We start from the raw sequence: 22,264 nt of genomic DNA, 5'->3' as shown, positions 1-22,264 counted from the left end.
CCCCTTTTCGGGCCTGTTCGGGTGCCTAAGACTGCCGCACTTTCGCCTTTCACGCCAGTCGCAGATAGCCGAAAGGCCTGCACTACTGCACCCAGCGCTGCAGAATTTGCTGCAAATCTGTGCGTTTGAAGGGCTTGGCCAGGTAATCGTTCATTCCCGCCGATAAACAGGCTTCGCGGTCGCCCTGCAAGGCGTTGGCGGTCAGCGCGATGATCGGCAAGTCTGTGCAGCCGGGTAATTGGCGAATCTGTCGGGTGGCCTCGTAGCCGTCGATGATCGGTAGCCGGCAATCCATCAGAATTGCTTCGAAAATCAGACTCTCCGCACTGCGCACGGCCTGCGCGCCATCGGTGACGACGCTGACAGTAAAGCCCAGACTGCGCAACATTGCCTCGATGACCGTCTGATTGACCGGATTGTCTTCCACCAGCAACACGTTGCGCCCTTCGCCATCACCGCTGCCGGTCGGTATGCGTGGCGCCAGCACGGGTGGCGTCTGTTTATAGAGCGCCAGCGGGATTTCCAGGGTGAATACCGAGCCGCGACCTTCCTCGCTCTGGGCGCGCAACGTGCCGCCCATGCGTTCAGCCAGCGTGCGAGCAATCGGCAGGCCCAGCCCGGTGCCACCGTATCGCCTGGAAATAGAGCTGTCGGCCTGTTGGAAGGCGTTGAACATCAATTCCAGGCTTTCAGCCGAGATCCCAATTCCGCTGTCGCGCACAGTGCAGGTGAACCACAGCAGTTCGTGGTCCAGCGATTGCCATTGCGGTTCAATGCTGACGCGGCCCTGTTCGGTGAATTTCAGAGCGTTGCCGATCAAGTTGACCAGGATCTGCCGGATCCGCGTCGGGTCGCCCTGCACCTGCAACGCGCGCATGTCGTCCGGGATCGACAACGCCAGGTCGAGGCCGCGTTGCGCGGCGCTGTGCGAGAACGACTGGGCACAACTGGCGATCAGGTCTGCGAGGTTGAATGGAATGTGCTCCAGCTCCAGTTCCGAACGCTCGATGCGCGAGAAATCGAGAATGTCGTTGATGACTTTGAGCAGGTGTTCGGTGGACTCCGAGGCGAGCGCCGCGTATTCGACCTGCTCCTCGGTCATCTCGGTGGTTTCCAGCAGTTGCAGCATGCCCAGCACGCCATTCATCGGCGTGCGCAGTTCGTGGCTCATCATCGCTAGGAAATCGGATTTGGCATTGTTGGCTTTTTCCGCTTCCTCGCGCGTCTGGATCAACTGCGCCATCGCTTGATGCTGTTCGCGGCTGGCTTGTTCGAGCCCGCTGGCGAGGTTGTTGATGTGTTGGGACAGCGCGCCCAGCTCAGTGTCGTCGACGATCGGCAGCGGCGTTTTGTAGTCGCCGTCCTGAATCGCCTTGACCGCGTTGCCGATGTCGCGGATCGGTTGCGACAGGCTGCCGGCCAGGCGCCGGGCCAGCAGAAAAGTAAACAGCAGGGCGAACAGCGCCAGGATCCCGGCCTTGAGCAGGATTTCCTGTTGACGCTGGCTGAAGGCGTCATTGGACAGGCCGACGATCACCCGACCCAGATAATCCTCGGTGGGCGCCGCGTTGGCGACGCGGCTGCCCTGCAGGAAATCATTGTGCAGCTGGATGCGTTGCAGCCGCACGGGGGCCTGGAACACTTCGACCTGGTGTGAGCGGTTGTGAGTTTGCGACGGTTGCTCGACGTACACCAGAATCCGGTTGGCGCTGTCCTGGACTTCCAGAAAGCGCACATTGGGCGTGGCCAGGGTCGCCTTGAGCAAACTGTCGAGCACCTCATTGTTGCCCGAGATCACCCCGTATTCGGTAGCCGGCGCCAGTTGGTTGGCGATCAGTTGCCCGGTGTGATTGAGCTCCTGACGCAGGTCCTGGATCCGCACGAAGGTAAAGAAGCTGATCAACAGCAACGTCAGCAACAGGGCAGGGCCGAGGCTGATGATTTGTGTGCGGGTGTTGATGTCCCAACGGCGACGGAAGGTCATGGGCGATTTTCTCCTTCGGCCAACTGTGTTGCGACAGACGCGTCGTCCATCTGTTCAATACCTAATGAACGAGCCACTTGCGCGTTACTCAAGACTTTGAAGCGTTGCGGGTAGTGCGCGCGAGGCCAGGTGGCCGGTGGCCGGTCGAGCAGTTCGTCGAGCATTGCCAGCCAATCGCTCTGATCGCTGTAGGTGCTGGCCAGGCTCCCGGCCCTGACGAACCCGGCGTTAGGTCCGATCAGCGCCATTTGCCGTGCATAGCTGCTGAGCAACAGGTTTTTCACGGTTTTCGGGTTGTACAGGTCGGGATCGTCGAGGCCCAGCAACACGTCGCTGTTCTTCAGCAAGTTCTGCAACGGCCGACTGTCGTTGGTGTTGTCCCAGCGCTCGGTGACCACCTCAAGGCCCAGGGAGTGGGCGGCCTGATGCAATTCCTGCAAAAGGAATTCGCTGTGGCTGTCAAAGAGCACGCCGACCCGTTTGACCTGCGGCAGCAGCAATCGGGTAAGGCGCAATTGGCGGTCCAGCGGCGGGTCGCTCCAGAGTAGGCTGAGGCGCGGGGGCAGGGTGGTCCCCAGACGCTGGCGGGCTTGCAGGCGGCTGATGCGCAGCACCAGCGTCGCCGGGCCTTGGGCGTCTTGCAGACGCCAGTCGAGGCTCGGCAGATCGAGCAGAATCAAACGGGTCCCGGCGGGCAGCTTGCCTGGCGCCGGCAGACTGGCCAGTGGCTGGAAGCGCACGTTATCGGCAGACCGCAAGGTGCTCAGGGCCTGGGTGAAGGATTGCATGGCCGGACCGTCCTCCGCGCCGGTCATCAAAATGTCCGCGGCGCTGGCCGGCAGGCTGCTCAGCAGTCCGGTAAACACCAGGCACAACCCGGCCAGCAGGCGGCCAAGGATTGGCGTTTTGCGTGACGGGCTACACAGCACCTTAGAACGCCAACTCTGCGCTGAAGTAAAGCACTCGGCGCTCGTCGTAGTTGTTGTCGAGGAAGGTTGTGGGCTGGTTGTCGAGGCGTTGCTGAAGCACCCCGGCCAGTTCCAGGCTGGCCTTGCCCAGGCCGATGCGTTTGGCGATGCGCGTGTCGACCCGTTCGAAGCGGTAGCCGTTCAGGGCATCGTCCCCATAGTAGAAGAGCGCGCTGTTCCAGCCATGGCCCCAGGTGCGCAGCCAACCGGCGGAACCGCTGTTTCGCGCGGTTTGTTGTGCATCCTGAGGGTTGCTCGCCTCGGCATCGACGTAGGCATAGGTCAGACGCAGGCGATCGGCGCTGCTGATTTGCCAGTCGAGTTGGGTTTCTGCCCCGGAGAAGCGTGCGCTGTTCGAGTTGCTGGCGATGTACTGATTGTTGCGCAACGGTTCGCTGATCATCCCGGTGATTTCGTCGTAGAACAGTTTTACATCGACCGCCAGCCCCGCTTCGGCAAAGTAGCCGTTGTAGCCCAGCTCCCGGGAGCGCATGTGTTCCTGTTCGAGGTCGCCGGGGCCACGGGTCTTGACGAAATAACGGGCACTGGACTGGCCATAGGCGCCGGGGCGCAGGCTCTTCACCTGATAGCTCCAGTTGACGTTGTTCTCGAACATGTCCGGCGAGCGGATGGCTTCCGAGTACACCGCGCGCAGGCCATGGCGCGGGTTGATCAGGTAGTTGACCGCCACCCGCGGGGTGAGCGAACTGCCGATCAATTGCGTGTCTTCGAACATCGCACCGCCCTGCAGCAACCAATGCTCGGTGGCGCGCCACTCGAGTTGGCCGAACGCCCGCCAGGTGGTGTCGTCGAGGGTGCCATTGAAGTAGGTCTCGGAATTTGCCCGGTCGTAACGATAGTTCATGCCGCTGACCAGCCGCAGACTGTCGGACAGGCTGAGGGTGTCCTGCAATTCAAGGTCGTAGCGCGATTCCCGGGTGCTCTGGTCAATATCGCCACAGAGGGTTTGCCGGGCGCCGTTGCGCCATTGGTCGAGCACTTGATTGGCCAGTGCGCGCTGGGTCGGGTCACCTGCGGGTGCGCCGGGACCGGTGTAGCGCTCCATGTTGCGCGCCAGGCGTTCGGTGTAATTCGGGCTGAGCTGCCAGAGTTCGGTCAACTGCGGGCTGAACGAAACCTCGGCATCGCAGGCACGCCAGGTCTGCTGGCGATCCCAGTGCTGTGCCGAGCCCTGAACGTAAAGGCTGTGATCGGGATTGATGTCGAGGTTCCAGCGCAGCGAACCGGCATAGTCCTTGGCGATGACGTCGGAATTGTTCCCGGCATCGGTAATCCCAGAGAAGACCGGGCGGTAGGTATACGGCCGCTGGTTGCTCCCCTCTTTGGCATTCAATTGCCAGTCGATACTCTGGTTTTCCGTGAGCGTCTGGCTGACGGCGAGGTTGAAGCGGTTCAAACGGCGGCTGTCGCGGTAATCGGTGCCGTTGCGGTCCGAGTCGAAGCCGTTGTCTTGCTGGCCGGACAGCGACAGGCGCAGGTCGCCGCCGTCCCAGCCCACGCCCTGGCTGGCGTAAAAGTCGTCGATGCCGCGCTGCCCACGGCTGACTTTCATTCGCGTGCCGTGGCTGTCGGCCGGGTTGCGCGTGAGGATATTGACCACCGCCATCAGCGCATTGGCGCCATAGCTGACGGTGTTCGGGCCACGAAAAACTTCGATGCGTTCGATGTCTTCCAGGGCCACCGGAATGTCACTCCAGTCCACCGTGGCCAGGCCTGCGCGGTATACCGAGCGGCCGTCGATCAACACTTGCAGGCGTCGCGCTTCGCTCGCATTGGTGCCGTGATAGTTCACCGCCGCCTGGTTGCCGTTGATGTTGCCGACCATCATTCCCGGTACCAGTCGCAACAACTCGCTGATGTCCCGGGCGCCACTGGCGTTGATCAGTTCGCTGTCGATCACCGTCATGCTTCCCGGTACCGCGGCCGGCGACTGCTTGAGCCGCGTGGCGGTCAATACTTGCGGCAGCGGCTCGCTGTCGAGGAACAAGTCGTCGGCCAGCAATGGCGAACTGAAGAGCAGTGCCAGTACCAACGGCGAGCGCGGTGATGGAGAGCCAAACGACACAACACATCCTTGATAGCGAACAATTGGCGCGCATGTTAACTGAGCGCAATGACTTTTCCAGTCACGTTGTGGGCATTTTCCTCGGTTTTCTTAGTCTTCTTCCTACAAGTGTCGGTAATTGATGTGGGGGCTGGCCGCCACTGGGGCGCTCCGTATAATGCCGACATCGCCACTGGTATGGATTAACGGATTGCATATGACTGAACAGCGCCCAATTGCGGTCCTGGGAGGCGGAAGTTTTGGTACCGCCGTGGCTAATCTGCTGGCCGAGAACGGGCATCAGGTCCGGCTGTGGATGCGTGACCCCGAACAGGCCGAGGCCATTCGGGTCAATCGCGAGAACCCGCGTTACCTCAAAGGCATCAAGATTCTGCCGGCCGTGGAAGCGGTCACCGACCTGCTGGCCACCCTGCAAGCCTGCGACCTGTGCTTCGTCGCACTGCCGTCCAGCGCGCTGCGCTCGGTATTGATGCCGCACGCCGAAGTTTTGAACGGCAAATTGTTGGTGAGCCTGACCAAAGGCATCGAAGCCCACACCTTCAAACTGATGAGCGAAATTTTCGAAGAGATCGCCCCGCAAGCGCGCATCGGCGTGCTGTCCGGGCCGAACCTGGCCCGTGAAATCGCCGAGCATGCGCTGACCGCCACGGTGGTCGCCAGCGAAGATGAAGAACTCTGCCAGCGGGTCCAGGAAGCGCTGCACGGCAAGACCTTTCGCGTATACGCCAGCGCCGACCGCTATGGCGTGGAGCTGGGCGGGGCGTTGAAAAACGTCTACGCGATCATTGCCGGCATGGCCGTGGCGATGGGCATGGGCGAAAACACCAAGAGCATGCTGATCACCCGGGCGTTGGCGGAAATGACCCGCTTTGCGGTGAATCAGGGCGCCAACCCGATGACCTTCCTCGGTTTGGCGGGCGTGGGCGATCTGATCGTCACCTGCTCGTCGCCCAAAAGCCGTAACTACCAGGTCGGGTTCGCCCTCGGCCAGGGCCTGAGCCTTGAAGAAGCGGTGACGCGCCTGGGCGAAGTCGCTGAAGGGGTGAACACCCTCAAGGTACTCAAGACCAAGGCTCAGGAGGTGGGCGTGTACATGCCGCTGGTCGCCGGGCTGCATGCCATCCTGTTCGAAGGGCGCACGCTGGAGCAGGTGATCGGTCTACTGATGCGTGCCGAGCCGAAAACCGACGTCGACTTTATTTCCACCAGTGGTTTCAACTGAGCATCAGGGAGAGCGAGACATGAACGATCCGAAAACAGAGGACAAGTACGAATCCATCCTGCTGCGAGTGTTGTGGATGATCGTCTATGTGCTGGTCTGGCAAGTGGCGCAGTTCATCCTTGGCGCCGTGGTGCTGGTGCAGTTGATCTATCGTTTGATATATGGCGCCCCGAGCGCCAGCCTGATGAACTTCGGCGACAGCCTGAGCCAGTTCCTGGCGCAGATCGGTCGATTCGGCAGTTTCCACAGTGACCAGAAACCGTGGCCGTTCGCCGACTGGCCGACGCCGCGTACACCGGAAGGTGAAGCGCCGCACACTGTGGCGCCGGCACCACACCCGGCCCGAGATGAGGAGCCCAAGCTATGAAACTCTGGATACTGCGTCATGGTGAAGCCGAGCCACACGGCAAGCGTCCTGATTCGGAGCGGGCACTGACTGCCCATGGTCGTGAAGAAGTGCTGCGCACTGCCGCCGAGTTGGCCGGCCAGCCGCTCACCGCCATTTACGCCAGTCCTTTCCTGCGAGCGCAGGAGACTGCGGAAATTGTGCGCACGGCGCTGAATTTCGCACCGGAGATCCGCACGGTCGATTGGCTGACCCCGGATACCGACCCGGACAAGGTGGCAGAACAGCTGGTGTCGGTGAGTAACGTCCTGCTGGTCAGTCACAATCCGCTGGTGGGCAATTTGCTGAGCTATCTGCAGCACGGCGCCGGCTATCCACCGGAAAAAGTCAGTACCGCCGGCTTGGCCGAGCTTGAGCACAACGAACTACTGATCGGGTCGATGAAGCTTAACGGCATCAAACACCCTTGAAAGCCAAAAGACCGCAGCCTGTAGGAGCCGCCGAAGGCTGCGGTCTTTTGATCTGGCTCTACCCTCAAATAATTTAACCAAGCACTTGCTTGGTTGACTACGCTTGCTCCAGACCAAAAATAAAGGAGCGAGTCGCATGCCTGCTGCTTTTCGTTTGCCGCTGGACGTCTTCTACGAGCGCGAGGCCCGTCATCCCCGCCAGCGCTTTCTGGTCCAGCCCACGGGCGGCGGCCAGGTCGAAACCCTGAGCTGGGGCGACGTCGGTCATCAGGCGCGCTGCGCCGCACATTGGTTGCGCGCGCGCGAACTGCCCCAAGGCAGCCACATCGCCCTGATCTCGAAAAACTGCGCGCACTGGATCATCGCCGACCTGGCGATCTGGATGGCCGGGCACGTGTCGGTGCCGCTCTACCCGAACCTCACCGCCGAGACCGTGGCCCAGGTCCTTGAACACTCCGAAGCGGCGCTGGCGTTCATCGGCAAACTCGATGACTGGCCCGGCATGTCTCGTGGGGTCAGCCCCGATCTGCCGACGATCAGCCTGCCGTTGCATCCTTCTGGAACGTTCGACTACAGCTGGGCCGACCTGCAAAAGAGCTCACCGATCCAGGACGATCCCAAGCCGTCCGGCGACCAGTTGGCGACCATCATTTACACCTCCGGCACCACCGGTATGCCCAAAGGCGTGATGCACAGTTTCGCCAACCTGGGGTTTGCCACCACTCGCGGCACGCAGTTGTTTGGCTTGAATGAGTCGGATCGGTTGCTGTCCTACCTGCCGCTGTGCCATGTCGCCGAACGGATGTTCGTCGAACTGGCGTCGATCTATACCGGACAAACGGTGTTTTTTGCCGAGAGCCTCGACACCTTCCTTACTGATTTGCGCCGTGCACGACCGACAGCGCTGTTCGGCGTACCGAGGATCTGGACCAAATTCCAGATGGGCGTGTACAGCAAGATCCCGGCAAAGCGCCTCGACTTCCTGCTCGGGCTGCCGATTATCGGCAAGCGGGTCGGCCACAAAATCCTGGTCGGGCTCGGGCTGGATGCCTTGCACATCGCCTTGTCCGGCGCCGCGCCAGTGCCGCAGACCTTGCTGCTGTGGTACCGCAAGCTGGGGCTGGATGTGCTGGAGGTGTACGGCATGACCGAAAGCTGTGGCTATTCGCACATTTGCCTGCCGGGCCAGAACAAACCCGGCTGGATCGGCAAGCCCTGCCCGGAGGTCGAGGTGCGGATCGCCGAGTCGGGCGAGGTCATGGTGCGCAGCGGCGCGACCATGCTCGGGTATTTCAAGGAACCCGAGAAAACCGCCGAAACCATCACTGAAGACGGCTTCCTGCGCACCGGTGACAAAGGCGAGGAGGACGCCGAAGGCAACCTGCGCCTGACCGGGCGACTGAAGGAAATATTCAAGACCAGCAAAGGCAAATACGTCGCCCCGGCACCGATCGAGAATCGTCTGGCGGAGCATTCGCGCATCGAGCAAGTGTGCGTGGTGGGCGATGGCCTGAGCGCGCCGCTGGGGTTGTGCGTGCTCTCGGCGGTCGGGCAGCAGGACGCCAGCGGAACGGCGCGGGCGGGCCTGCATTCAAGCCTGGAAAAACTTCTGGAAGAGGTCAACGGCGTCCTCGACAAACACGAACGCTTGCATCGATTGGTGGTGGTCAAGGACAGCTGGGCGGTGGAAAACGGTTTTCTGACGCCGACCCTGAAGATCAAGCGCAACGTGATCGAAGCCGCCTACGGTGCCCGCTTCGAAGAATGGAGCGAGCGCAGTGAAGCGGTGCTGTGGCAGGATTGAGTCACGAATAAAACCTACAAAGGAAAGTAACTATGAGTTTGTGGCGTACTACTCCCAGCATCGAACATTTGAACGAAACCCGGAAAAATACCATCGGTGAAGTGCTGGATATTCGCTTCGAAGCCTTCGACGACGAGTCCCTGACCGCGAGCATGGTCATCGACCATCGCACTCACCAGCCTTACGGCTTGCTGCACGGCGGCGCCTCGGTGGTGCTGGCCGAAACGGTCGGCTCGATGGCCAGTTACCTGTGCATCGACGCCAGCAAGTTTTACTGCGTGGGCCTGGAAATCAACGCCAACCATTTGCGCGGCTTGCGCAGTGGGCGGGTCACCGCGGTGGCCAGGCCGATTCACATTGGCCGCACGACGCATGTCTGGGATATCCGTTTGACCAGCGATGAGGGCAAGGTGAGTTGTGTGTCGCGGTTGACCATGGCGGTGGTGCCATTGGGTGAGAATTCACCCTCCCGCTGAAACGCTTTCCATGTAGCAGCCGAACGCAGCCTCCTTGACCGGACTGTCATCATTCCTGGCACTTACGGTCATTGCTGTAGGACGTCGTCTTACGGACAATCAACCCTCGTTTTCGTTGATGGATCACCGGTATGTCGCAACAGATATTTTTCGCCCACGCCAACGGGTTTCCCTCGGGCACCTACGGCAAGTTATTCGCGGCGCTGGCGCCCGAGTACCAGGTGACGCATCTGCAGCAGCACGCCCATGACCCGCGTTTTCCGGCGGATGACAACTGGTACAACCTGGTCGACGAGTTGATTCATCACCTCGAGCAACAACCGGAACCGGTGTGGGGCGTAGGCCATTCCTTCGGTGGCGTGTTGCATCTGCACGCGGCGTTGCGGTGCCCCGAGCTCTATCGCGGCGTGGTGATGCTTGATTCGCCGGTGCTGACCCGCGCTGATCAATGGGTGATCCGCGCTGCCAAACGCTTCGGTTTCATCGATCGACTCACCCCGGCCGGCCGTACGTTGGGACGGCGGGAAGAGTTCACCGATCTGGAAGCGGCCCGACACTATTTCGCGGGCAAAACCCTGTTTCGCGGCTTCGACCCGGAATGCTTCGACGCTTACCTGCAACATGGCTTGCACAAGGTGGGCGACCGGTTGCGCCTGCGCTTCGACCCGGCCACGGAAATCAGTATCTACCGCGGCGTGCCGCACACCAGTCCCGGCCGCACACGGCAACTGAAAGTGCCGCTGGCGGTGGTTCGCGGGCACAAGAGCCGGGTGGTGATGCGTCATCACGCAAGCCTCGTGGGGCGCTTGCCGCTGGGCGAGTCCCTGACCATGCCTGGCGGCCACATGTTTCCCCTCGAACGTCCCCAGGACACGGCCACGCTGCTGAAGAACCTGCTCAGCCGGTGGGACGGTCGCCACCAACAGGATTGCGCATGAGCAATGTCGTTGAAGAAGTTCGCCTGAGCCTGCCGCACATCGAGTTGGCGGCGCATTTGTTTGGCCCCGAAGACGGCATGCCGGTGATCGCCTTGCATGGCTGGCTGGACAACGCCAACAGCTTCGCCCGGCTGGCGCCGAAGCTCAAAGGCTTGCGCATCATCGCACTGGACATGGCCGGTCACGGTCATTCCGGGCATCGGCCGAGCGGTGCCGGTTACGCGCTGTGGGACTATGCCCATGACGTGCTGCAAGTGGCCGAGCAATTGGGCTGGAAGCGCTTCGGGTTGCTGGGGCATTCCATGGGCGCGATCGTTTCGCTGGTGCTGGCCGGTTCGTTACCGCAACGCGTGACGCACCTGGCGTTGATCGACGGCGTCATTCCTCCTACAGACAAGGGCGAAAACGCTGCCGAACGGATGGGCATGGCCTTGCAAGCGCAGCTGGATTTGCGCGAGAAGCGCAAACCGGTCTACCACACCCTCGACCGGGCCATCGAGGCGCGCATGAAAGGCTTGGTCGCTGTCAGTCGCGAAGCCGCAGAACTGCTGGCCCAACGTGGATTGATGCCGGTGCCGGGCGGTTATACCTGGCGCACCGATAACCGCCTGACCCTACCATCGCCGCTGCGTCTGACCTCTGAACAGGCGATGGCCTTCGTCCAGCGGGTCAGTTGTCCTGCAAAACTGCTGGTGGCTGCCGACGGTATGCTCGCCAAACATCCCGAGTTGCTGGAGCGTCTACCCTTTAGCCGGGAACAGCTGCCTGGCGGCCATCATTTGCACCTGAATGACGAACCCGGTGCCGAGCTTGTCGCAGACTGTTTCAATCGGTTCTTCGCCGTTCCTTGACTTGCGCCGGGCAACTGTCGAGGCTGGGCGGGTTGAAATGGGAGACAACCATGATAGATCTCTACACCGCTGCGACCCCGAATGGCCACAAGGTCTCTATCGTGCTCGAGGAACTCGGCCTGCCCTACACGGTGCACGCCTTGAGTTTCGACAAAAAGGAACAGAAGTCCGAGGGCTTCCTCAAGATCAATCCCAATGGCCGGATTCCGGCGATTGTCGATCGCGCCAACGGCGATTTCGCCGTGTTCGAATCCGGTGCGATCCTGATTTACCTGGCGGAACTGAGCGGCAAACTGCTGCCAAAAGACCCCAAGGGGCGTTCAGTGGCATTGCAATGGCTGATGTTCCAGATGGGGGGGATCGGCCCGATGCAAGGTCAGGCCAACGTGTTTTTCCGTTACTTCCCCGAGAAGCTCCAGGGCGCCATCGATCGCTATCAGCATGAAACCCGCCGCCTCTATGAAGTGCTCGACACGCGTCTGCAAGCCGTGGAGTTTCTGGCCGGTGAATACAGCATTGCCGACATCGCCACTTATCCGTGGGTCCGTGGCCATGAATGGTCGGGTGTCGAGGTCGAAGGTTTGCCGGCCCTGCAGCGCTGGATGGCAACCATGGAGGCGCGTCCGGCGGTACAGCGCGGTTTGCTGGTGCCTGAGCGCATCGATGACGCCAGTATCATCAAGGGTGCCCAGGCCATGCTGATCCGATGAGTCTATCCATGCGTTCATTCAGTCTGCTGGCGCTGTGTTGCTTCAGTCCGCTGTTATTTGCCGCCGATGTCCCGGGCAGTCAGGACCTGCCGGTCGTGCCGCGTATGGCCGATGCGCAGATCGTTGACTATCGTCCGGTCGCCGAACTCGAGCGGATCTATCCACTGGGCTCAATCCGCAAAATCAGCGGCCAGTTGCGCTTTGACGGCCAGGTCGCTGCCCGAGGGCAAGCCACTTCGGTAACCTACGAGTTGCCACCGGAGCATTCCTCCACCGAGGCCTTCACCGCCGCTCGTGAAGCCTTGCAGAAGCAGGATGCCCAGTTGCTGTTCTGGTGCCAGGCCCGAGATTGCGGCGAAAGCAGCCTGTGGGCCAATGATGTCTTCGGCAATGCCAAGCTTTATGGTGCCGATGATCAGCAAGCCTATTTGCTGTTGCGCCTGGCGGCCCCGCAGGACAACACGCTGGTAGCGCTTTACAGCATCACGCGCGGCAATCGCAAAGCTTATCTGCACGTCGAACAGTTTGACGCCGCCGCGCCGCTGGGCGATTTGCTGCCGACTTCTGCAACCTTGCTGCGAGAGCTCAAAAGCACCGGTGAACTCGATTTCCCCAAACTGACCGGCGATCCTGACGAAACCTGGCTGCGCCTGATCTCGCGCGGGTTGAATTTGGACACCACATTGCGGGTCAGTATTTCCGGGCCGAAGGCTGAAGCCTGGCGTCAGGCACTGATCGGGCAGGGTGTGCGTACCGCCAGGATGGAAGCGGGTAGTGTCGAAGGTGCTGGCTTGCACATCCAACTGTTGCGATAAGCTTTATCCGGCGAACGCACACGCTGCGTTCGCCTACTCTTTTGCGGACTGACTTTTTTCGAGATTTAGATGATCAATAACGATCGGCTGTTGGTGCAGATCCTGCTCCTGGTGCTGTTTGGCGCGAGCTTCTGGGTGATGGCGCCGTTCTGGTCGGCGCTTTTCTGGGGCGCGGTGCTGGCGTTTGCCAGTTGGCCGCTGATGCGTTTGCTCACGCGGTTGCTCAATGGTCGCGAATCTCTGGCGGCCGCGGTGCTGACGCTGGGCTGGATGTTGCTGGTGGCGTTGCCGTTGGTCTGGCTGGGGTTCAACCTCGCGGACCATGTGCGTGATGCCACGGCGCTCATCAAGGATGTGCAGGTCGACGGACTGCCGGAAGCGCCGACCTGGCTGGGTAGTATTCCCCTGGTAGGCGAGCGGCTGGTGGGGCTCTGGAACAGCATCGATCAACAAGGCGCGGCGATGATGCTGGCGGTCAAGCCTTATCTGGGCCAGGTCGGCAATTGGCTGCTGGCGCGCAGTGCACAAATTGGCGGCGGGATACTTGAGCTGACGTTGAGTATCGTCTTCGTGTTCTTTTTCTACCGTGACGGGCCGCGTCTGGCGGCATTTGTTCACGGGTTGCTGGAACGTCTGATTGGTGACCGTGCCGGGTATTACATTGAGTTGGTGGCAGGCACAGTGCAGCGGGTAGTGAACGGCGTGATCGGGACGGCGGCGGCCCAGGCGGTTCTGGCGTTGATCGGGTTTTTGATTGCTGGGGTTCCCGGGGCGCTGGTGCTGGGGATCGTCACGTTTTTGTTGAGCCTGATTCCAATGGGGCCGCCACTGGTGTGGATTCCGGCCACGGCCTGGCTGGCCTGGAAGGGCGAGTACGGGATGGCGGTGTTTCTCGGGGTTTGGGGGATGTTCATCATCAGCGGCGTCGACAACGTGCTCAAGCCGTACCTGATCAGCCGGGGCGGTAATTTGCCGCTGGTGATTGTCCTGCTCGGGGTGTTTGGCGGGCTGATTGCCTTCGGGTTTATTGGCTTGTTCATCGGCCCGACGTTGTTGGCGGTGGCCTACAGCCTGCTGAACGACTGGAGCAAGAGTCAGGCTCGGGTCGAGGATCGCCGACCTTGAGATCAGGCCCACAGAACCTGCGCCATTGCTGTCGCTATCCTGCGTTCGGTAACGCTCTGACTCGACACAATGGGGGCAAGGGCTAGTCTTGCTTGAGCCGCCTCGACGAATTACCGATCATCGGGTCCCGCAGAGGCGCTGGTTCCGCTACAATGCGCGCCGATTTCGACCTGCCTGAGAGCCCACTCATGTCCGCCTGCCAGACTCCTATCATCGTCGCCCTGGATTTTCCCACTCGTGACGCCGCACTGAAGCTGGCCGATCAGTTGGACCCGAAGCTGTGCCGGGTCAAAGTCGGTAAAGAACTGTTCACCAGCTGTGCTTCGGAAATCGTTGGCACCTTGCGTGACAAGGGCTTCGAAGTGTTCCTGGACCTCAAGTTCCATGACATCCCGAACACCACCGCCATGGCCGTCAAGGCGGCTGCGGAGATGGGCGTGTGGATGGTCAATGTGCACTGCTCCGGTGGTTTGCGCATGATGGCCGCGTGCCGCGAAGTGCTTGACCAGCGCACCGGTCCGAAACCCTTGCTGATCGGCGTGACCGTGCTGACCAGCATGGAGCGTGAAGACCTGGCGGGTATCGGTCTGGATATCGAGCCGCAGGAGCAAGTGCTGCGCCTGGCCGCGTTGGCGGAAAAAGCCGGGCTGGACGGTCTGGTGTGTTCGGCACTGGAAGCCCAGGCCCTGAAATCGGCGCACCCGTCGTTGCAACTGGTCACTCCGGGGATTCGTCCGGCGGGCAGCGCCCAGGACGATCAGCGCCGCATTCTGACGCCGCGTCAGGCGCTGGATGCCGGTTCCGATTACCTGGTAATCGGCCGTCCGATCAGCCAGGCCGCGGATCCGGCGAAGGCGTTGGCGGCCGTAGTGGCCGAACTCGCTTAACCAAACGCTGAAGATCCCATGTGGGAGCGAGCCTGCTCGCGATGAGGGAGTGTCAGTCGACATCAATGTTGGCTGATCCACCGCTATCGCGAGCAGGCTCGCTCCCACATTTGTTTGGGGTTAAACCTTCAACACCAACTTCCCGAAATTCTCGCCGCTGAATAATTTCATCAGCGTCTCCGGGAACGTCTCCAGTCCTTCAACAATATCTTCCTTGCTCTTGAGTTGCCCCTTGGCCATCCAACCGGCCATTTCCTGCCCGGCTGCGGCGAACTGCGCGGCATAGTCCATCACCACAAATCCTTCCATCCGCGCGCGGTTGACCAGCAGCGACAGGTAGTTGGCCGGGCCTTTGACCGCTTCCTTGTTGTTGTACTGGCTGATGGCGCCACAGATCACCACCCGGGCCTTCATGGCCAGGCGACTCAACACCGCGTCGAGGATATCGCCGCCGACGTTATCGAAATACACATCGACACCTTTCGGGCATTCGCGCTTGAGACCGGCCTGGACGTCTTCGTTTTTGTAATCGATGGCGCCGTCAAAACCCAGTTCGTCGATCAGGAACCGGCACTTGTCCGCGCCCCCGGCAATGCCGATTACCCGGCAACCTTTGATCTTGGCGATCTGCCCGGCAATGCTGCCCACTGCACCGGCCGCGCCCGACAGCACCACGGTGTCGCCAGCCTTCGGCGCGCCGACATCGAGCAGGGCGAAATAGGCGGTCATCCCGGTCATGCCCAGCGCCGACAGATAGCGCGGCAGAGGCGCCAGTTTCGGATCGACCTTGTAGAAACCTCGTGGCTCGCCTAGGAAGTAATCTTGCACACCCAAGGCACCATTGACGTAGTCCCCGACTGCGAAGCCCGGATTATTCGACGCAACGACTTTGCCTACGCCCAATGCGCGCATCACTTCGCCGATACCGACCGGCGGGATGTAGGACTTGCCCTCGTTCATCCAGCCACGCATGGCCGGGTCCAGGGACAGGTATTCGTTTTTGACCAGGATCTGACCCGCAGCCGGTTCGCCGACCGGTACTTCCTGATAGGTGAAGGTCTCGCGGGTCGCCGCGCCCACCGGACGTTTGGCGAGCAGGAACTGGCGATTGATCTGGGTAGTCATGACAGGCACTCAAGATGAATGAAGACTTGTTGATAGACCTTCATGAACGATGCCGCAAGTTTGGCTGATGCGGCGAATGCACATCGATCCAGTGCAGTGATAGTCGCCCCGGCGGTTTTATCACTGGCACTCATGGACACCCAACCGGCCTTTTGATAGTGCTGCCGCGCCGCAGGTCCTTGTGGCTAGATTGCGAACACGCAATCCCCCGCATCTTCTCTTCGAGGACATAACAATGAGCATGACGTTTACTGGCCGGGTCGCCGTTGTGACGGGCGCTGCCAATGGCATTGGCCGCGCGACCGCCCAGGCATTTGCCGCTGAAGGCTTGAAAGTGGTAGTGGCCGACCTGGACGTGGCGGGTGGTGAGGACACCGTGGCGCTGATTCGTACTGCTGGCGGTGAAGCCACCTTCGTGCGCTGCAACGTCACGCAGGAGAGCGATGTAAAAAATCTGATGGACGAGGTGGTCAATACCTACGGCCGTCTCGACTATGCCTTCAACAATGCCGGCATCGAGATCGAGAAAGGCAAACTGGCCGAAGGTACGGTCGACGAGTTCGACGCGATCATGGGCGTCAACGTCAAAGGCGTCTGGTTGTGCATGAAGTACCAGTTGCCATTACTGCTGGCCCAGGGCGGCGGTGCGATCGTCAACACCGCATCGGTAGCCGGCCTCGGGGCTGCGCCGAAGATGAGTATTTACGCGGCGTCGAAACATGCAGTGATCGGCCTGACCAAATCGGCGGCCATCGAGTACGCCAAGAAAAAGATTCGGGTGAACGCGGTGTGTCCGGCAGTCATCGACACCGACATGTTCCGCCGTGCCTATGAAGCCGACCCGAAGAAAGGCGAGTTCGCCAATGCGATGCACCCGGTCGGGCGCATCGGCAAGGTCGAGGAAATCGCCAGCGCGGTGCTGTACCTGTGCAGCGACGGCGCAGCGTTCACCACAGGGCATTCTCTAGCGGTGGACGGTGGTGTTACGGCGTTCTGAATACAGGCAGTGAAACGTAGGAAAAAACCCGCATTTGTGCGGGTTTTTTTTCGGTTCCTTAAAGGGGGCGGACAATGTGTTTCAAATGGTTAGAACCGAGGGTTTTGGCGGTTTTGTCGCACAACTGATCGACCGCTCTTGTGATTAACTGTTTCCCGCAAAACGGACAGGAGTTTGCTTGCTCATGGAGTTGAGAATCGATCGACAGGCATTGGTGCCGGTCGTACAGCAAATCGTCGACGCGCTAGCCTGCTGGCTGTGCCGTGGCGAGGTGCCACCGGGGACGCGTTTGCCTTCTGTGCGGCAAATCGCCCGGATCAATTTGCTCAGTCAGTCCAGCGTCGCTGAGGCCTGTGAGCGTCTGGTGGCTCAAGGGGTGCTGGCTCCGCGTCATGGCGCCGGTTTCATTGTTGCCATCCCAGCGTTGGCCGCCCAGGGGCAACAGGATTGTCCCTGGTTCGAGGGGGCAGAAAGGACACAGGGCGGCACCTCGGGCCGACTCAAGCTGGGATGTGGCGGACTGCCCGAGAGCTGGCGTGAAACTGACGACCTGAGCTACGCGATCCGCCAGGTCAGTCGCACCGACATGGCCGGCCTGTTCAACTACAGCACGCCGCTGGGCCTGCCAGCCTTGCGTCTGCAGATCCACAAACGCCTGAAACAGCTGGATATCGTGGTGGAGGAAAGCCGAATCCTGACAACGGCGGGGGCCAGTCAGGGGCTGGACCTGATCGTGCGGACCTTGTTCAAACCGGGTGATTGCGTGGTGGTGGAAAGTCCCGGTTATTGCTTGCTGTTCGACCTGCTCAAATTGCACGGGGTCAACATGATCGAGGTCCCGCGAACCCCGCGCGGGCCGGACATTGACGCGCTCGAGGCGCTGCTGGTCCAGTACCGGCCCTGCGGGATCTTTATCAATAGCTTCTATCAAAATCCCACTGGCAGCAGCCTGGCGCCGGTGGTGGCGCAACGGGTTGTGCAACTGGCCAAAGCCCATGGCCTTCTGGTAATCGAAGACGACGTCTATGCGGATTTGCACAGCGGCCCCGGTACGCGCCTCGCTGCGTTGGGTATCGATGACAACGTGATCTACGTCGGCAGCTACTCCAAAACCCTCAGCAGTTCGTTGCGGGTCGGTTTTGTAGTGGCCGGCGCCGGGGTTATATCGCGGCTGGCCGAGGTCAAGATGATCAGCAGCATGGGCGCTTCACGGTTTTGCGAGTCGGTGCTGGCAAGCCTTTTGGCCAGCGGTGCCTACGGCAAACTGGTCCAGCGCCAGCGCCAGCGTTTAAGCAATGACAGGGAAGCTGCGCTGCAAGTGCTGGAAGACGCCGAATGGGAGGTTTTCGGCAAGCCGGCCGGGGGATTGTTCATCTGGGCGCGATCACGGATGTCCGACTACGCTCAGGTGCGCAAACAAGCCCAGCGCTTCGGTGTCCTGTTGTCTTCTGCGACGGCATTCAGTCCCGCCGCAGAGGCCGGTGACTGGCAGCGTATCAATGTGGCCTATGCCTGTGATCCGCGAGCGCGAGCGTTTTTTAAGGCCACCGCTCTGGATCGACCTCAAGCGTTCTGAAAACGACGCAAGCGTAGCTTTTTGCCATTATTCAGACGCCAGAGACTTGTGTTGATACAGGCCCGTTGCGAATCTGCGTCAACAGACTATGTCAGGGGACTAAGTGCAATGATTTCGGCCGTGCAAGGACGTTTTGCCAACCTCGGTATGGCGAAAAAACTGGGTGTCGGTTTTGTACTGGTGCTGCTGTTGACCGCCTTGGTGGCGGCCATCGGCGTTTGGTCACTGCAAACCATCAGCCAGCGCTTTGATGGGCTCAAGCAGATGTCGTCGCTCAACAGCGGTTTGCTCAAGGTGAGACTGCTCGAGCAGGAATACGCTTTGCACGGCAACCCGAAAACCGCTGATGCGCTACGCAAGGGCGTTGACGGCTTGATCGCCCTGGCAACCCAACTGAAAGCGGCGTCTGCGGCCAACGTGCCGGTGATGAATGATGTGGAGCAGTCGTTGGGGGCTTATCGCAAGGCCTTCGACGAGTTCGTCTCGCTCAGCCAGGGCAAGGACCTGGCGCTGGAGATGGCCAGTTGGTCGGTGTCCAGCGTGGCCAATAACCTCGACGTGCTGCAGGCCGGGCTGGCCGATGACGGCGCTTATACCTTGAAGGAATCCGAAGGCAAGGACGGGGGGCAGTTCATCGAACAGGCCAATCAGGTCAGCCAGGTGTCGCGGTTGATGTTGCAGGCCATGAACGAAGCGCGCGTGCGCCTGGACCTGAGTCGCAAAGGCGATGACAGCGCAGGGCAGGGCAAGATCGAGCAGGCCGACCAGGCGCTGACCCAGGCCGAGCAGTTGAAAACCACGGTCAAGGATGAGGGTTACCAGACGGTCCTTAATGAAGTGGTCGGGCACATTGGCGGATTCAGCGAAAAACTCGCCGAATACACCGGCCTGCTGGCGCAGGAAAAAACCGTCTATGAGCAACTCCATCAGCGCGCTGCTCAGGTGATGGAGCGGGTGGACCAGGCCTATGTCGCCGAAGACCAGTCGATGCAGGCGGAGCTGAAAAAGAATTCGATGCTGATCATCGGTTCCTCGGCGCTGGCGCTGCTGGTCGGGCTGATTGCGGCCTGGGTGATTACCCGGTTGATCGTGGCACCGCTGCGCAGCGTGATCCGGGTTGCTCAACAGATTGCCTCTGGCGATTTGAGTGCAACGGTTGAAGTGACCCGTCGTGATGAGATCGGGCAGTTGATGCAGGCCATGCAGCAGATGGGCGCAGGGCTCAGCAGTATTGTCAGCGGTTTGCAGGCGGGTATCGAGCAGTTGGCCAGTTCAGCGCAGTCGCTGTCGGCGGTGACCGAGCAGACCAATCTTGAAGTCAGCAGCCAGAAGGAAGAAACCGAACAGGTTGCTACTGCGATGAACCAGATGACCGCCACCGTGCACGACGTTGCGCGTAATGCTGAGGAGGCCGCTCAGGCAGCGCAGACGGCAGACGACAAGGTTGAAAGTGGCCAGCAGGTGGTGCGCCAGAGCATGGCGCGGATCGAACAGTTGGCGGATTCAGCCACCTCGGCCAGTTCGAGCATCGAAAGCTTGAGTGCCGAAATCCAGAACATCGGTACGGTGCTGAGCGTCATCAAGAGTGTGGCCGAGCAAACCAACCTGTTGGCCCTCAACGCCGCGATCGAAGCGGCTCGAGCCGGCGAGCAGGGCAGGGGCTTTGCGGTCGTCGCCGATGAAGTGCGGGCCTTGGCCAAGCGTACCCAGCAATCGACCGAGGAGATTGAACGACTGGTGAGCGCCTTGCGTTCGGCGGCTCAGTCTTCTGTTCAGCAGATTCAGAACAGTGGCGAACTGGTGAAGCTGGCGGTGAGTGATGCGTTGCAGACGGAGAGTGCGCTGGGGAGTATTGCTGCGGCGGTGTCTTTGATTCAGCAGATGAACCAGCAGATCGCAGCAGCTGCCGAGGAGCAGAGTTCGGTGGCGGAGGAGATCAATCGCAGTGTCACGAGTATTCGCGCCAGTGCGGATCAGTCTTCGTTGGCGATGCAGGGGAATGCGGCTTCCAGTATCGAGTTGGCGCAGTTGGGGGTTGAGTTGAAGGGGATGGTGGGGCACTTTCGGCTCTGAGGCGAGCTAACGCTCGGCCGGTTGAGTGGTGAGGGGCGGCGGGTGTATGCCGCTCTGCTTTTGGCTCTGTAGGAGCAAAGCTTGCTCGCGATGGCGGCCTTGCGGTTGTACATCGTCCAATTGTGGGAGCGAGCCTGCTCGCGATGGCGACCGATAGTCGACCTTACTGTCGCGGCTGTACCCGTCCATCAAACTCAACGCAAAAAAAAGCCACCTGCTCAGGTGGCTTTTCTTCTTTCTGTGATCAGTCGTAGATCACTTTTTTCTTCCAGTCTGCATCGGCCTCGACGTCTTTGAGGCCTTCGGTCAGCTGGTTCACTTCGCCTTCTACCGGGGCGATGTTGTCCATAACTTGTGCGTTGGCGCGAGCCAGGAGTTTTTCCAGGTATTCCAGCTGTTCGGCATAGACCTTGGGTTCTTGTTGTTTGCGCAGGTATTGCACGCCGCGTTCGAATGCCAGGCGGGCCTGGCCGGGCTGGTTCTGTTGCAGGGCGTGCTGGCCGAGGTTGTTGAAGAATTCAATGTGCAGCAGGACCAGGATGTGGCGAACTTCGCGGATCCAGCGTTTGGCTTCGTTGGTCGGCAAGAAGCCGTCCTGGGCGGCGCGGGTGATTTGGCCGTGCAGGGCTTCGAGCAGGAAACGTACGTCTTTGGCTTTGGCTTCTGTCTGGATCGGTGCCGGCGGGTTGTTGACCGGGATCGATTCACCCTGGCCGACCAGGGCGCTCAGTTCGCCAATCCGTGCCTTGAGGTTGGCGTTGGTTTTTTCCAGAGTGAGCAGGCGTTGGCAGACGTTCAATTCCAGGCGGGTCAATAGCAATTTGAGGCCCGGTGTCATCAATTGGCCGGGAAAGGTCTCGGTGATTTCGCCGCAACGACGCAGACGATCGTTGAGCTCAACTTTGGCGCGGGCCTTTTCCAGCTTATTGTTTTCCACCACATGGTTCATGTAGCCAATGGCGATCAATAGTGCGATCCCGGCTACGACTAGCAGGGTGATCATGAGTGGTGTCACCGGTAAGACCTCTTTATGGGGTTCGCGTGCGAGTGTAGTGGCTTGGCATTGGGGCGCATAGCGCCGCTCGGCGAGTTGAATCGGCTACTGCACTGTCTGTATCGGCCGCGTTCCTGCTTATATAAGTAATAGCGTGCGAGGTGCACATTGCCATCATCTTTGGCGTGGGTGGACTATAACGTCTTGGCGGGTGTCAGAATATAGGCGTCAAACCCCGAGCGACGGAAAAGCCCGATTAGTGTCTCAAAGCAGGGCGAAGTCATTGATTTAAATAAATTTATATCTGGGGGTTGACGACCCCTCAATCCATCCATAGAATGCGCGCCACTTACAGCGTAAAGCACACAGCGAAACGCGGTAGGCAGTGAATGTTGTACGTGTGTCCCCTTCGTCTAGTGGCCTAGGACACCGCCCTTTCACGGCGGTAACAGGGGTTCGAGTCCCCTAGGGGACGCCATATGCGGGAATAGCTCAGTTGGTAGAGCACGACCTTGCCAAGGTCGGGGTCGCGAGTTCGAGTCTCGTTTCCCGCTCCAATTTTAAACAGCGTTGCTTTCGGGCAGGGCTGAGTGAAACCAGAACCAGCATCTTCGGATGCGGATTTGGGCACTGAAATACACACCATGTGTTTCAGTTAGCGTGTCCCCTTCGTCTAGTGGCCTAGGACACCGCCCTTTCACGGCGGTAACAGGGGTTCGAGTCCCCTAGGGGACGCCATTTGCGGGAATAGCTCAGTTGGTAGAGCACGACCTTGCCAAGGTCGGGGTCGCGAGTTCGAGTCTCGTTTCCCGCTCCA

General features: G+C 60.3%; 19 protein-coding genes, 4 tRNA genes and 1 pseudogene. 19 read left to right on the top strand and 5 right to left on the bottom strand.

Features of this window, described 5'->3' with window-relative positions:
- Window positions 1-82: 82 nt before the first annotated feature.
- The 3 genes from AC3WP4_RS24820 to AC3WP4_RS24810 are packed head-to-tail and all read right to left on the bottom strand — an operon-like array spanning window position 83 to window position 5,038.
- Entirely contained in the window at window positions 83-1,984 is a 1,902-nt protein-coding gene (locus tag AC3WP4_RS24820; protein WP_102616261.1) for an ATP-binding protein, read from the bottom strand.
- A complete protein-coding gene (locus AC3WP4_RS24815) occupies window positions 1,981-2,913 on the bottom strand; it encodes an ABC transporter substrate-binding protein (protein WP_102616260.1) in 933 nt (310 codons plus the stop codon). The genes AC3WP4_RS24820 and AC3WP4_RS24815 overlap by 4 nt, the downstream gene beginning before the upstream one ends.
- A gap of 1 nt (window position 2,914) precedes the next feature.
- Window positions 2,915-5,038: a TonB-dependent receptor plug domain-containing protein gene (locus AC3WP4_RS24810; protein WP_102616259.1), complete on the bottom strand. Its 2,124-nt coding sequence runs from the start codon at window positions 5,036-5,038 to the stop codon at window positions 2,915-2,917.
- 196 nt (window positions 5,039-5,234) lie between these two features.
- Between AC3WP4_RS24810 and AC3WP4_RS24805 the strand changes: the two genes are divergently transcribed.
- The 11 genes from AC3WP4_RS24805 (at window position 5,235) to pyrF (ending at window position 14,682) form a co-directional block, all read left to right on the top strand.
- Entirely contained in the window at window positions 5,235-6,260 is a 1,026-nt protein-coding gene (locus tag AC3WP4_RS24805; protein ID WP_102616258.1) for an NAD(P)H-dependent glycerol-3-phosphate dehydrogenase, read from the top strand.
- A gap of 19 nt (window positions 6,261-6,279) precedes the next feature.
- A complete protein-coding gene (locus AC3WP4_RS24800) occupies window positions 6,280-6,627 on the top strand; it encodes a DUF4389 domain-containing protein (protein WP_008148033.1) in 348 nt (115 codons plus the stop codon).
- A complete protein-coding gene (gene sixA, locus AC3WP4_RS24795; RefSeq protein ID WP_074879099.1) occupies window positions 6,624-7,076 on the top strand; it encodes a phosphohistidine phosphatase SixA in 453 nt (150 codons plus the stop codon). The genes AC3WP4_RS24800 and sixA overlap by 4 nt, the downstream gene beginning before the upstream one ends.
- A 136-nt stretch (window positions 7,077-7,212) precedes the next feature.
- Window positions 7,213-8,880, top strand: coding sequence for an AMP-binding protein (locus AC3WP4_RS24790; protein ID WP_102616257.1), 1,668 nt, complete (start codon window positions 7,213-7,215; stop codon window positions 8,878-8,880).
- 32 nt (window positions 8,881-8,912) lie between these two features.
- Entirely contained in the window at window positions 8,913-9,356 is a 444-nt protein-coding gene (locus tag AC3WP4_RS24785; RefSeq protein ID WP_102616256.1) for a hotdog fold thioesterase, read from the top strand.
- A gap of 131 nt (window positions 9,357-9,487) precedes the next feature.
- Entirely contained in the window at window positions 9,488-10,294 is an 807-nt protein-coding gene (locus AC3WP4_RS24780; RefSeq protein ID WP_074879092.1) for an alpha/beta fold hydrolase, read from the top strand.
- Entirely contained in the window at window positions 10,291-11,145 is an 855-nt protein-coding gene (locus AC3WP4_RS24775) for an alpha/beta hydrolase (protein WP_074879090.1), read from the top strand. Before AC3WP4_RS24780 ends, AC3WP4_RS24775 begins: the two co-directional genes overlap by 4 nt.
- A gap of 50 nt (window positions 11,146-11,195) precedes the next feature.
- Window positions 11,196-11,855 (top strand): glutathione S-transferase family protein, encoded by a 660-nt coding sequence (locus tag AC3WP4_RS24770; protein WP_074879088.1) that lies wholly within the window; start codon window positions 11,196-11,198, stop codon window positions 11,853-11,855.
- Between the two features lie 8 nt (window positions 11,856-11,863).
- Window positions 11,864-12,670, top strand: coding sequence for a DUF4892 domain-containing protein (locus tag AC3WP4_RS24765; protein ID WP_074879086.1), 807 nt, complete (start codon window positions 11,864-11,866; stop codon window positions 12,668-12,670).
- A 69-nt stretch (window positions 12,671-12,739) separates the two neighbouring features.
- The gene (locus tag AC3WP4_RS24760; RefSeq protein ID WP_074879084.1) at window positions 12,740-13,795 is read left to right on the top strand and encodes an AI-2E family transporter; all 1,056 of its coding nucleotides are present in this window, start codon (window positions 12,740-12,742) and stop codon (window positions 13,793-13,795) included.
- Window positions 13,796-13,983: 188 nt separating this feature from the next.
- Window positions 13,984-14,682 carry an orotidine-5'-phosphate decarboxylase gene (gene pyrF, locus AC3WP4_RS24755; RefSeq protein WP_162493961.1) on the top strand — a complete coding sequence of 233 codons (699 nt, stop codon included), beginning with the start codon at window positions 13,984-13,986 and terminating at the stop codon, window positions 14,680-14,682.
- Window positions 14,683-14,802: 120 nt separating this feature from the next.
- Here the strand turns inward: pyrF and AC3WP4_RS24750 are convergent, their stop codons facing one another.
- Entirely contained in the window at window positions 14,803-15,807 is a 1,005-nt protein-coding gene (locus AC3WP4_RS24750) for an NADP-dependent oxidoreductase (protein ID WP_074879081.1), read from the bottom strand.
- 235 nt (window positions 15,808-16,042) lie between these two features.
- Here AC3WP4_RS24750 and AC3WP4_RS24745 point away from each other — a divergent pair, with 235 nt between their 5' ends.
- From AC3WP4_RS24745 to AC3WP4_RS24730, 4 genes and pseudogenes are all read left to right on the top strand, one after another.
- A complete protein-coding gene (locus tag AC3WP4_RS24745; protein ID WP_074879079.1) occupies window positions 16,043-16,804 on the top strand; it encodes an SDR family oxidoreductase in 762 nt (253 codons plus the stop codon).
- Window positions 16,805-16,988: 184 nt separating this feature from the next.
- A complete protein-coding gene (locus AC3WP4_RS24740; protein ID WP_102616255.1) occupies window positions 16,989-18,380 on the top strand; it encodes an aminotransferase-like domain-containing protein in 1,392 nt (463 codons plus the stop codon).
- A 108-nt stretch (window positions 18,381-18,488) separates the two neighbouring features.
- Window positions 18,489-19,592, top strand: a pseudogene (locus tag AC3WP4_RS24735) (HAMP domain-containing protein); the annotation flags it as partial.
- Window positions 19,572-20,453 carry a methyl-accepting chemotaxis protein gene (locus tag AC3WP4_RS24730; RefSeq protein ID WP_371916929.1) on the top strand — a complete coding sequence of 294 codons (882 nt, stop codon included), beginning with the start codon at window positions 19,572-19,574 and terminating at the stop codon, window positions 20,451-20,453. The pseudogene AC3WP4_RS24735 and the gene AC3WP4_RS24730, both read left to right, overlap by 21 nt.
- A gap of 244 nt (window positions 20,454-20,697) precedes the next feature.
- Here AC3WP4_RS24730 and AC3WP4_RS24725 read toward each other — a convergent pair whose 3' ends face one another.
- Window positions 20,698-21,456, bottom strand: a complete 759-nt coding sequence (locus tag AC3WP4_RS24725) for a hypothetical protein (RefSeq protein WP_173860493.1) — start codon at window positions 21,454-21,456, stop codon at window positions 20,698-20,700.
- Between the two features lie 393 nt (window positions 21,457-21,849).
- Between AC3WP4_RS24725 and AC3WP4_RS24720 the strand changes: the two genes are divergently transcribed.
- From AC3WP4_RS24720 to AC3WP4_RS24705, 4 genes are all read left to right on the top strand, one after another.
- Window positions 21,850-21,925, top strand: a tRNA-Glu gene (locus AC3WP4_RS24720).
- 3 nt (window positions 21,926-21,928) lie between these two features.
- Window positions 21,929-22,004 (top strand) — tRNA-Gly (locus tag AC3WP4_RS24715).
- Between the two features lie 105 nt (window positions 22,005-22,109).
- Window positions 22,110-22,185 (top strand) — tRNA-Glu (locus AC3WP4_RS24710).
- A 3-nt stretch (window positions 22,186-22,188) separates the two neighbouring features.
- Window positions 22,189-22,264 (top strand) — tRNA-Gly (locus AC3WP4_RS24705).

This window comes from Pseudomonas sp. FW305-20 (assembly GCF_058788075.1).
This window is presented reverse-complemented; position numbering and strand designations above follow the sequence as displayed.